Here is a 9,360-nt window from a genome sequence, read left to right on the forward strand (position 1 = left end):
TGCCATGGTCTAGATCTCCAATCCGTATTCCTCGTACAGGTGGTCCGTCCGGTATGGGCAGCGGCCCGTCGTGTCGAGCCGCGTGCCGCATACCGGACAGACACGGGGTTCGTCCCGCATCAGAAGTCCGGCTCCCCGAACCCGTTGTCCTGCGGCCCGCCCTGCCATTGGCCCGCCTGCTGCTGTGCGCCGGCGAAGCCCGCCGTGGGCGGCTGCCCCTTGCGCGAGTGCACGAAGCCGAGCGCCTGCGCGTACAGTCGCAGACTCGAGCCGTCGGTGCCGTCCTTCTTCTTGTAGAGGCGCTGCGACAGCAGCCCGTAGACCAGGACGCGCGACCCCTTGTGCACCCACGGCAGCTGGACGGCGGCAGACGGGGAGCATTCCACCTCGACCCACATCGTGCCCTGGTCGACCCATTGGCGCGACTGGTCGTAGTAGCCCTGGTTCACGCCCACGCGGAACGTGGTGACGCTGTTGCCGTTGTTGAACGTGCGGGTGACGGGTTCGGCGCCCACGTTGCCCTGCAGGCAGGTGTTGACCGCCATCACTCACCGTCCTTCCGGGAACCGTGGGCGAGGTCGTCGAGCGTCCTGTCGAGTTCGGCCTCGGTGAGGGATTCGAACGAATCGACCTCACGGCCCACGACCTTGGAGATCGCGGCGAGCATCTCCCTCTCATCGGCCACGCCCAATGCCTTGAACCCGTTGACCACGTCGAAGCGTTTCGCATCCAACGCGGTGCCCGCGGCCGTCGCGTCGTATCCCCCGTCGTCCGGCGGGGCCGGCTGCACATCCACGACGTCCACGGGAGCGTCGTCGATGACGGGGCGGAACACGTCGGAATAGTCGGGCGTGGTCTCGTCGCTTGCGGCGGCGGCCTGTGCCTCCACGCTCACGGGCAGCCACTTGAACGAGCGGCGCACGACCGTCTTCAACGCCATGGCCTCGTAGTCCGTCCTCCACGGCCCCTTGTTGCCGGCGGGGCTGCGGCGCTTGACGGCCTCGACCTCGCTCTTGGTCATGTGCTCGAATACGAACCCGTCCGGCAGGAGCTGCGCGTTCACGAACACGTCCGTAAGGGTCTTCTCCGAGTGGGGCGCGTCCGGGTTGCGCCGGTATTTGAAGTGCTGGCCGGTCTCGTCCTCCCAGCATTCGAACTCGTCGCCCTCGTACACGGCCTGCGCGTGGATGCTCTTCAACTGGCCGCTGCGTCGGGCGAGGTCGATCATGCCCTTGTAGCCGAGGATGAACGTGGCCTCGCGCTGCCCCTTGAGGTTCTTGTTCCCATAGGGGAGGATGTAGGCGCGGCCGAGACCGTCGACCGACGAGGGCTCCAACCCCAATGCCGAGCATTTCATGAAGCATCCGAGAACCGACTCCACCGAGCATTCCGCAAGCTTCGGCTCGCGGTTGATGGTGCTCAGGCACAGTTGGTAGAGACGCTGCGGACTGAGGTTGTTGCCGATGACCTGCTGGATGCGCGGCCACGACTTCTGCAATGTCTGCTTGAGCTGCTCCCTCGGGTTCATCTGAGTGAGCTGGCGGCCCTGCGTCGCCTGCGTGATCTGTCCCATGGTCAGTCCTCCATATCGTCGTTCTTGTCCGTCTCGAGGATCCGGCACAGCAGTCCGCGCCTGTCGGCGACCGTCTGCAGCCGTTTCTCCGCCTCCTGTCGCGCCTCCTCGAGCTGGCGGAACAGGGGGGCCGCGATGACGCTCAGCTCCAAGTCGGACAGCGGGAACACGATCACGTCCTTGTCGCCGGTGAACGCGGAGGAGCGGATGGTCGGCATTCCCCAGCTGCTGGCCATCGCCTCGATGACGCTCACCACGGTCCGCTCGCCGTTGCTGGCGATGTCCATCACCCTGCCGACGATCACGGTCGCGTCGCCGCCGTTCTCCTCGATACGCTTGTAGACGTCGCCCCTGTGCAGGGTCTGCACGCGGGTGACGGCCGCCGCCGTCTCCACGAGATTCTTGATTTCCATGGCCTAGTTCCTTTCGTTGAGTGGTTTGACGGCGAACCGTCGCTGGTCGTATGCTTCCTTCGCCGGCCGTGCCGGCTGCGCCTTGAAGTGGACGGTGTGGTAACCGGCCTTCCAGCCGCCGGAGACGAGACCCTCGCGGCCGGCGCCTACCATCGCCTTCAAACGCTCGCCTATCTTCGCCTTCGCCTTCCTGGCGTCCGTTTCGGCGTGCGCGTAGGAGTCGTAGAGCGCGGCCAACTGGTCGAAGTCCGTGTCCTCGACCTGCTCGTAGCCTTCCGGATACGGCGGCTTGGACTGCACGAGGTCCACGTCCGTGCCGGTGAGGGCGGGCATGTCGTCCCGCTGCACGTATCCCCAGAACTCCTCGGCCGCGTCGATGACGGTCGTGATGTCGGTCTCGTCGCGTTCGAACCGGACCTCGACCGGCTCCGACTCGCCGATGTCCGCGTAGAAATACCCCCACGTGAAGCCGGTCACGGCCATGTAGTGCGTGACCTGCGCCATGTAGTAGTCGGGCGCCACGATGTTCCCGTCGTCGTCATGCCAGTCGGTGCGGCCGCGGTTCGCGTTCGTGGTCTTGATCTCGAGCACGCCCCACGAGTCCGTGGCCTCGTCATGGATGAATCCGTCGAGCGACGCGTGCATGACCGGATGCGTCCTGGACACGAGGCTGATGTCGGTGCCGTCGATGACGGTCCATTCGGGGTGCAGGCGGCGGAAGCGGCGACGCAGCTCGCCTTCCAGCGCGTTGCCCTTGACCACGGCCCACTTGTCGCCGATGTCCTCGGGCGTGCGGCGGCCGGTCTTCTCCAGCCACAGTTCGTACGGTGTCGAAAACGGGTTGAGACCGAGGATCGTCGACATGTCCGAGCCGCCGACTCCGTGGCGACGCTGTTCGAGCCATGCGGCATGACGCTCCGCCCTGGTGCGCTGTTTGAAGCGGACGAGCTCGAACATGTCGGTGCTTTTCAGCGTGACGCGTGTCATCGGTCGCCGTCCTCTCCCCCGTCGTCTCGTCGGTCGTGGCCGAGGGCCGCGTACCAGAGGAACGGCACGATCAGGGCGAGCAGGAGCGTGCCGGTGACCATCCACTGGGGCGTGCCGGTCCCGAGGGGTGCGGGCAGTCGGTCGTGGGTGGTGCAGAACGATACGAGCCATCCCTCGAGGAACGTGAGGGCGAGGAGGATTCCGCCGCGCACGCCTGCGGTGAGGGTGAGGCCGCGTTTGGGCCAGTTGCGGATGTGCTGTGGCATCACTCCCCCTTCCTGACGGCCATGTCGAACGCCCACGGGCAGCCGACGCCGACGGCGCGCAGAACGCTGCGGTCGCTTTCGGTGAGCCATGTCGTTCCGTTGTTCGACATGACGGCGTGCACGCGGAACGCGATCATGCGCGCGGGGTCGGTCAGATGGTGGAGGAACACGATGTCGCCGGGCGCCACCTTGCCGATGTCGTCGATGATGTCGTTGACCGCCGTGTCGATGATGGGCAGCCACGGGTTCGATGCGTTCACTCGTCCGCCTCCTTGTCGAAAGTGTCGATCGCCTGCATGGTGTTGATGTTGAGCCGGCCGCTCATGGCGACGGCGAGCAGGCTGATCGCGCCCAATGTGTCGAGGTCGCCGTTGAAGGTGAGCTGGAGGCGGTTGCCGTGGTGGGCGGTGAGGGTGAGGTCGCCGACCGTCTGCGCGTGGCCGTCGCGTTCGTAGACGAGGCTGAGGTTCACGTCGCTGTGGTTGTCGGCGAACAGGATGCGGGCGGCGAGGTCGAGCATTCGCCGCTCGTCCCTCTCGTCCTGTCGGCTGCTAGGCTTGGTTGTTGACATGGGGTATGTCCTTTCGTGTCATGGCATCCTTCGCACTGGTCCTGCGGGGATGCCGTTTTTCGTTTATGGGGCAGGGGACGCCGGCCGGCAGGGGCCTCGGATGGTTAATCCGGAGTGGATTATTGACTGACTGTTCCAAGGCTTCCCCGACGGCCCAAGCCGGCCGACGCTCCCTGTTATCGCGTGTTTATGCTCCCGTCGGAGCCTCGCCCGCCGCCCGTGAGGCTTGAGTACGCATGGGCGGCGGGAAGCTTATTGGTGGTCGCCCATGTATTCGTGGATCGACTGGACGCTGACCAGGCGGATGCGGCCGCCGCGTTCCTTGCGGCTGCGCAGCTTGCCGGCGCGGATGAGCCGGCGCGTGAACTCGTCGTCCTTCATGCCGAGCATGAGGGTGGCGGTGTGCAAGGGTACGGCGATGGGCGTGATGTCGCTCATGATTCCGGCTCCTTCTCCTTGCCGGCGATCAGGCCGGTGATGATGGTCATGAGGTTCCGCAAATCGGTCTTGGTGAGATGGTCGAGGGTGATGGTGACCATGTCGTCGGCAAGATTGGGGTCCGTACTGGGTATGAGCTGCTTGACCTGCAGGCCGGCGACGAACGGGTATCCGCCTGATTCGGCCTCGTGCCGCCGGTAGGCGGCTACGCTCGACCAGTCGTCCATCACATACCTGAGTCCGTCATTGACCCGTTGAATCTGTCCACTCATTGCTTCGTCTCCTTGTGGTTGAGGGTGGCTGTAGCGGCGGCAAGCGCCGGCTCGGCAGAAGCCTCACCGGAGAGAACGCTTCTAGACGCCGCCAAGGCGACCAGCTGCCAGACCGACATTCCCAAGAAGGTGGCTACGACCTCCAGCTCTCCGAACGACCATGACTTCTCATTGGCGAAACGCTGATATAGGTTGCGGCGATTGATATTAAGGCGGTTGGCCAGCCCGTTCTTGGTTTTCTTCTGAGCGGCGAGCTCCGCTTCAATCGTCTGAGACATGCATTCTTGAGCCGACATCAGCAGCCCTCCTTTCTAGCTCATTTGCGCTAATCCTGATTAAACACGCCCCTCGGCAATCTGTCAACTCATATGAGTTAGTCGGCGTGTCGTTTGGGCTGCAAAAAATCTCATATGCGTTAAACTTGGCGCATGGTACGAAATAGCGAACTCCCAGAAATTGGCCAGTCATCAAAGCTTCTCGCCATGCGAGTCCGGTCCCTCATTGAAGAGAAAGACCTGTCTCAAACGGAGATTGGAGCAATCATCGGAAGGGCCCAGTCTTATGCATCACTGCGGATTAAAGGACTAAAGTCCTGGACCATAGAAGAGCTCGACCAGCTGGCGCCGATCCTTGGTTATCGAGATGCCTTCGCTCTTATCGCCGCCTGCCGCCCCGAATCCGACTCCCCCGCCCCCCTGCCGGACGCCGACGACGGTGTCGACTTGGATGAGGTCGCGGCCGTCGAGCAGGCGAAGGTCGATGCGGTGCTCGCGAAGCTGCGCCGCGACGACACCCTGCTCGCCGCCAAGCACGACCCCCACAAACACGACCCCGACATCGACTGACAAGGGCAATGGACACATCACAGGAAAAGGCACACCATATGAGCAAGGAACACGCACTCACCCCGGAGCAGGAACGGACCTGCGAACGCCTGCTGGACAAGTCGCAGGAGGCGTTCATCCTCGCCATAGAACTGTTCAACCGCCCTACCATCCGGTACAGGGTCGAGGGGTGCGCGTTCTTCCTGTGCAATGCGTGGGAGCTGATGCTCAAGGCGTACATCGCCAAACGTGACGGGTACCGGGCCATCTTCTATCCGGGGAACAACCGCACCCTCGCATTGGAGGACTGCCTGAAGAAGGTCATGACGAACGACAAGGATCCGGTACGCGCCAACGTCGAGTCCATCGGGGAGCTGCGTAACACGAGCACGCATTTCGTGGTCGAGGAGTACGAGATCACCTACGGCCCGATATTCCAAGCGAACATCCGGAACTACGACGACCGGCTACGCACCTACCACGGCATCGAGATATGCGACCGCATCCCCGACAACTATCTTGTGCTGTCGGTCAACCGCACCGACCTCGATGGCCAGTCCATCCGAGCGAAGTACACGCCGGAGGTGGCGGAGCGGCTCCTGTCCACGCAAAACGCCATCGATGCGCGTTCGGCGGAGGAGTCGAATATGAAATATGCGGCGTATTTCCGGACCGAGTTCATGCTTTCGAAGAAGGACGGCATCCCGATTCGCGTGGACAATTCGGCCGACTCCACGGCGAGGATAATCAGCAGGACCGTGGACCCGACGCAGCGGTACCCGTTCCGCATGAAGGAGGTGCTTTCGCTCGTCAACAGACAGCTGCGGAAGCGCCATATACGGTTCACGTCGAGGGGCGATCAGGACGCGCGGTTCAACAACTGGCATTTCAGTCTTTTCTCGAAATGCTATGGGATGAAGCAGGACGAGCGTTTCGCGTTCAACCGGGCGTCCCCGGCCGAAAACCGCGCGGGCCATCCATACTACATCTATTCGAATGCGACCGTCGACTTCATCGTCGGCGAGATAGCGAAGGACCCCGAGCACATCGTGGAGAAGCTCAACCGCAAGGTACAGGGCCGGAAGCATGACTGAAGGCCAACCCCAGGAGCAAAGGAATTCTCGACCATATGTCTTACTCCCATTCGGGAACCCAGCTGTAATCCACTCAAGTTGGCCTTCAACCGTCAGAGTACACGACGAGAAAGCCTCAGGCAAGAAAATGTTCCAGACGATGGACGCCCATATGGACACGGCATGCATCCCATATCACCGTCATATCGCGTTCTCCCCGCACGTGACGTATGGGCGGCTGCGGAGGATGCTGTACACGGCGGCGCCGTCGCTCACGGTCGCGTCCGCGATCCTGCCCGATGATCTGGCGGGCGTGTACGACGACGAGACGGAGACCATCCTCATCGACCGGCGCATGACGTGGCGTCGCAAACGATGCACGCTCGTGCATGAGCTGGTGCATTGGATGCACCGCGACCCCGGATGCGGCAGCGTGTACGGCACGGCCCGCGAGCGCCGGTGCAGGAGGGAGACCGCATTGCTGCTGGTCGACCCCGTCGAACTGGCGACGGCGGAGCGCATGTACGACGGCGACATGTGGCTCATGGGCGACGCGTTGGAAGTGACGACGGACATATTGGAGGACTGGCGTCGGATACTGCACGGCGAGTGAAACTTGGCGTGACCGTGCAGACAGTCCTCGACTACCAGCAGATTCTCTACGACCGCGGCCGGACGACGAAAGTCCCCGTCGCACGATGATGCGCGGCGGGGACTTTCGCCTCAGAACGTTATTTGCGTTTGCGTTTTACAGCGTCAATAATCTGCGGGCCTGCGGATACGACGCCGATGATCCCCCCGAACGCCGCTGCCGTATTGTTCCCTGCGGCAGCGCAGACGGTGGCGGAGATGAAGGCGACCCAGGGGAGGAACGAAAAGGCGAATGAGGCGACCATCATGCTCATGTTCTCGGCCCTGTGGTCGGCCGCCTCTATCTCCCTTGCGGCCTTTTCGCCTTCGATCTGGGAGTCCAAAGCCTTCTCCGCCATCGTCACTATACGGTCGGCCGAGCCCGCAAGGACGCGCTCGTAGCCTTCGAATTCGCTCACGAGCGGCAGCGGCCCCGACCTTGAAAAGGCTATCTGGCCTTCGAGGTCGATTGACTGCCCATCGATCGACGCAGGTTGCGGCCCACCATCGACCACGCCTTTGCCTGCAGGTCCGTCGCCGTCACAGGTGGCCTCGGACTGTGCTTGGGGGATCGTCCCATCGAAGCGATCCGAACTCCTTTTTTGACTCCCTTGAGAATCGGATTGTTCCAAGTCATTCATCGACACCAGCCTTTCCGCCTTACCGCCTTTCATCCTACCCGAGTGACGACGACATTGACACGAATGCAGTGGGAGGCGCTCGGAAGAAGGCGACGTGAACCGCCGACTTCATACGGTTTTCGGCATGTCACCCCCCCGGCTTGCGTATCTTTCATTCGTACGGTATGATAGTTTATGTAAGGAACGAACAACGAAGGGAGGTGATCATGGACGTCTTCTGGAATGCGGTCAACGCCATCGGCAACCTGCTGATAGGCATCGGCACCGTCATCGTCGGCATCGCGGCCTACAAGGGCGCGGGGAGCGACCACGGCGGCAAGCCCGAAAAGTAAAAGGCCGGTCCCGGATTCTCCAGCCATCCGGGGCCGCGCCCTCATTCCAGAATAGTCCATGAACGACCATGAGGAGATACGACATCCTGACGCTGGCGATGGGCGTGATGTCGCTCGTACTCGGCGTCACCGGCCACGGCGCCGCCGCGGGCGTGTTCGGCCTGTGCGGCGTCCTGTTCGCGATCACCAGGAGGAACGATGACGACTGAGTATCTGGGCGTCAAGCAGGTGGCCGAACGGCTCGGCATCACCACCGGCGCGTTCAACAGCCTCAAGCAGCCCGAACCCGACGCCCTCATCGGCAGGACGCGCGGCTGGCTGCCCGAGACCATCGACGCATGGAACGCGGCACGCCCCGGACGAGGCGCCGGAGGAGGCCGTCCACGCAAACAGAAGAAGCAGCCATAACCATAGAATCTGGCCATAACACGAAAAAGCCCGGCCTCGCACAACAAGCGGGGCCGGGCTTTTTCGTGCCGAATACGAGACTACAGGCGGTTCTTCACCATGCCGACCACGTCGGCGTTCACCTCGCGGATGCGCGGATCGGCCATCATCTCGTCCACGCTCATCCAACGGCAGTCCTTGGAGTCCACATGGAAGCTGTCCGCCTTCCATGCGTCCGGCATGTGCCTCACATCGGCGCGGTACAGCGTGTACTCGTACCAGCGTCGCTCGTCGTGCTCGGTGGAGTACTTCTCGTGAGCCTCCCCTCCGACGCGGGTGAGCGTGAAGTCGGCCCGGGGGATGTCGAAGCCGGCGGAGAAGTAGTCTTCCAGGCGACGCAGGTTCTCCTCGTCGCCTTCCGCGGTGGCGTGGTTCGGGAAGAAGTCGCAGTCCCAGCCCGCATCATGGTAGAGCAGGTATCGGGCGCCGTCCCTCACGGCGATGATCGAGCTTCTCTTCGCGGTCCTGTCCATGTCCACCAGCTCCCTGTATAGCGTGTCGGCGTCGTATCCCTTCACCCATGCCATGATCTCGGCGGCTGCGGCGTAGAAGAAGGCCAGTCCTCCCAAGACACCGTATGCGATTCGCCAGCCCATCGGCATGGCGGTGGTGAATACGGTGAGCACGAGGAACGCGCCCTCTATGGCCGCCACCATGTTCGTGGCCTTCGCGCCGAACCCGATGAAGGGGCTGCGTCTCTGTAGCATGGCGTCCAGTCGCGCCGAATCGATTCGCAGCATCATGTAAGGGTATCGTACACGACGACCCTCCCACAGACGTCGGTGACACCTTCCGAAATACGTCGTCTCATACGTCGCCTACCGTTTGCGCCGTGCAGAATCGTTGAAAATAAAGGGCTTACGGGTTTTGTATTCAATTCCCGCCGGCTCCAC

18 protein-coding genes are annotated in these 9,360 nt (G+C 62.7%); 6 read left to right on the top strand and 12 right to left on the bottom strand.

All coding sequences use genetic code 11. The features are described from left to right. Positions 1-119: 119 nt before the first annotated feature. The 10 genes from CS006_RS10485 to CS006_RS10530 form a co-directional block, all read right to left on the bottom strand. Entirely contained in the window at positions 120-545 is a 426-nt protein-coding gene (locus CS006_RS10485) for a single-stranded DNA-binding protein (protein ID WP_100511790.1), read from the bottom strand. Then, the gene (locus CS006_RS10490) at positions 545-1,573 is read right to left on the bottom strand and encodes a recombinase RecT (protein ID WP_100511791.1); all 1,029 of its coding nucleotides are present in this window, start codon (positions 1,571-1,573) and stop codon (positions 545-547) included. Before CS006_RS10490 ends, CS006_RS10485 begins: the two co-directional genes overlap by 1 nt. A gap of 2 nt (positions 1,574-1,575) precedes the next feature. Further along, positions 1,576-1,986, bottom strand: a complete 411-nt coding sequence (locus CS006_RS10495) for a hypothetical protein (RefSeq protein WP_100511792.1) — start codon at positions 1,984-1,986, stop codon at positions 1,576-1,578. Between the two features lie 3 nt (positions 1,987-1,989). Next, positions 1,990-2,973, bottom strand: coding sequence for a YqaJ viral recombinase family nuclease (locus tag CS006_RS10500; RefSeq protein WP_100511793.1), 984 nt, complete (start codon positions 2,971-2,973; stop codon positions 1,990-1,992). After that, a complete protein-coding gene (locus CS006_RS10505) occupies positions 2,970-3,239 on the bottom strand; it encodes a hypothetical protein (protein ID WP_100511794.1) in 270 nt (89 codons plus the stop codon). The genes CS006_RS10500 and CS006_RS10505 overlap by 4 nt, the downstream gene beginning before the upstream one ends. Beyond that, positions 3,239-3,499: a hypothetical protein gene (locus tag CS006_RS10510; RefSeq protein ID WP_100511795.1), complete on the bottom strand. Its 261-nt coding sequence runs from the start codon at positions 3,497-3,499 to the stop codon at positions 3,239-3,241. Before CS006_RS10510 ends, CS006_RS10505 begins: the two co-directional genes overlap by 1 nt. Beyond that, positions 3,496-3,810: a hypothetical protein gene (locus tag CS006_RS10515; protein ID WP_133119570.1), complete on the bottom strand. Its 315-nt coding sequence runs from the start codon at positions 3,808-3,810 to the stop codon at positions 3,496-3,498. Before CS006_RS10515 ends, CS006_RS10510 begins: the two co-directional genes overlap by 4 nt. A 252-nt stretch (positions 3,811-4,062) precedes the next feature. Then, positions 4,063-4,248, bottom strand: coding sequence for a hypothetical protein (locus tag CS006_RS10520; RefSeq protein WP_100511797.1), 186 nt, complete (start codon positions 4,246-4,248; stop codon positions 4,063-4,065). After that, positions 4,245-4,520, bottom strand: coding sequence for a hypothetical protein (locus tag CS006_RS10525; RefSeq protein WP_100511798.1), 276 nt, complete (start codon positions 4,518-4,520; stop codon positions 4,245-4,247). Before CS006_RS10525 ends, CS006_RS10520 begins: the two co-directional genes overlap by 4 nt. Further along, complete coding sequence (locus CS006_RS10530) at positions 4,517-4,816, bottom strand: hypothetical protein (protein ID WP_100511799.1); 300 nt, start codon at positions 4,814-4,816, stop codon at positions 4,517-4,519. Before CS006_RS10530 ends, CS006_RS10525 begins: the two co-directional genes overlap by 4 nt. Positions 4,817-4,948: 132 nt before the next feature. Between CS006_RS10530 and CS006_RS10535 the strand changes: the two genes are divergently transcribed. The 3 genes from CS006_RS10535 to CS006_RS10545 all read left to right on the top strand — a co-directional run bounded on the left by CS006_RS10535 (position 4,949) and on the right by CS006_RS10545 (position 7,030). Continuing rightward, the gene (locus CS006_RS10535) at positions 4,949-5,365 is read left to right on the top strand and encodes a hypothetical protein (RefSeq protein WP_133119571.1); all 417 of its coding nucleotides are present in this window, start codon (positions 4,949-4,951) and stop codon (positions 5,363-5,365) included. Positions 5,366-5,403: 38 nt separating this feature from the next. Continuing rightward, entirely contained in the window at positions 5,404-6,438 is a 1,035-nt protein-coding gene (locus tag CS006_RS10540; RefSeq protein WP_165777354.1) for a DUF3644 domain-containing protein, read from the top strand. A 151-nt stretch (positions 6,439-6,589) separates the two neighbouring features. Then, positions 6,590-7,030, top strand: coding sequence for an ImmA/IrrE family metallo-endopeptidase (locus tag CS006_RS10545; protein ID WP_243387110.1), 441 nt, complete (start codon positions 6,590-6,592; stop codon positions 7,028-7,030). A gap of 118 nt (positions 7,031-7,148) precedes the next feature. Here CS006_RS10545 and CS006_RS10605 read toward each other — a convergent pair whose 3' ends face one another. Beyond that, the gene (locus CS006_RS10605) at positions 7,149-7,694 is read right to left on the bottom strand and encodes a DUF2335 domain-containing protein (protein WP_243387112.1); all 546 of its coding nucleotides are present in this window, start codon (positions 7,692-7,694) and stop codon (positions 7,149-7,151) included. A 200-nt stretch (positions 7,695-7,894) separates the two neighbouring features. Between CS006_RS10605 and CS006_RS11060 the strand changes: the two genes are divergently transcribed. The 3 genes from CS006_RS11060 (at position 7,895) to CS006_RS10555 (ending at position 8,428) form a co-directional block, all read left to right on the top strand. Further along, positions 7,895-8,020 carry a hypothetical protein gene (locus tag CS006_RS11060; RefSeq protein WP_279324837.1) on the top strand — a complete coding sequence of 42 codons (126 nt, stop codon included), beginning with the start codon at positions 7,895-7,897 and terminating at the stop codon, positions 8,018-8,020. Positions 8,021-8,088: 68 nt separating this feature from the next. After that, on the top strand, positions 8,089-8,229 hold the full coding sequence (locus CS006_RS10815) for a hypothetical protein (protein ID WP_165777355.1): 141 nt from the start codon (positions 8,089-8,091) through the stop codon (positions 8,227-8,229). Continuing rightward, positions 8,219-8,428, top strand: a complete 210-nt coding sequence (locus tag CS006_RS10555; protein ID WP_100511802.1) for a helix-turn-helix transcriptional regulator — start codon at positions 8,219-8,221, stop codon at positions 8,426-8,428. The genes CS006_RS10815 and CS006_RS10555 overlap by 11 nt, the downstream gene beginning before the upstream one ends. 80 nt (positions 8,429-8,508) lie before the next feature. Here CS006_RS10555 and CS006_RS10560 read toward each other — a convergent pair whose 3' ends face one another. Next, positions 8,509-9,210 (bottom strand): DUF1206 domain-containing protein, encoded by a 702-nt coding sequence (locus tag CS006_RS10560; RefSeq protein ID WP_243387113.1) that lies wholly within the window; start codon positions 9,208-9,210, stop codon positions 8,509-8,511. Positions 9,211-9,360 lie beyond the last annotated feature (150 nt).

This window comes from Bifidobacterium primatium, assembly GCF_002802875.1.
GTDB classification, from domain to species: Bacteria; Actinomycetota; Actinomycetes; order Actinomycetales; family Bifidobacteriaceae; genus Galliscardovia; species Galliscardovia primatium.